The sequence below is a fragment of the Shewanella sp. ZOR0012 genome (assembly GCF_000798835.1).
Taxonomy (GTDB): Bacteria; Pseudomonadota; Gammaproteobacteria; order Enterobacterales; family Shewanellaceae; genus Shewanella; species Shewanella xiamenensis.
This window is the reverse complement of sequence record NZ_JTLE01000028.1, coordinates 1-587: the sequence shown is the minus strand read 5'-3', so window position 1 is coordinate 587 and position 587 is coordinate 1. Positions and strand designations below refer to the sequence as shown.

Here is a 587-nt window from a genome sequence, read left to right as displayed (position 1 = left end):
ACCTGAGCTAGGGATAAGTAGCGCCGCTGAATAGGCATCTTTTCGAGCCTCTCTGCGTTGCTCTGTCTCACCATAGCTCGCTATGGCGTACGACAGAGCGCCTTGATATGCGCAAAAATCTGCGCATTCAGTCAGAAAAAAGATTTTTCTTTTCAAAATAATCATCTATAGCATTGATTTTGATTGTTAAATTTAGATTTTTCCGACACTCGTTATCCCTAGTTCAGGTTAAATTAATCGCATTGCAAACCTAATAGGGCGACCATCTTGGTCGCCCTATTACTTTGCTTAATTTAAAGAGCCTTAAAGCGGATCGCTGTGCCACCACTGCTGGCGAGGGCTAAGGTTAGGCTGTCTTTGGCGCTGACCTCTTTAGTTTCAATCACATAATCATAGGGATTGGTTTTCCAATCGGCTTTTGCACCATCGCGGTAGATCTGGGCTTGATAGCGTTTGTTTGGATCGAGGAAACCCAGTTTAACCTTGATCTGACGGGCATTTTCATCGGTCAGCGCCCCCAAGTACCAATCCTGCTGATCCTTGGCTTGGCGGGCAAACACCACATAATCACCCACTTCGCCAGCCAG

Annotated in this window: 1 protein-coding gene; it reads right to left on the bottom strand. The window is 46.2% G+C overall.

Annotated features, from left to right (window positions below; genetic code table 11):
* Nucleotides 1–293: 293 nt before the first annotated feature.
* On the bottom strand, nucleotides 294–587 hold a 294-nt coding region (locus L976_RS01090; RefSeq protein WP_047533325.1), incomplete at its 5' end, for a glycoside hydrolase family 97 C-terminal domain-containing protein.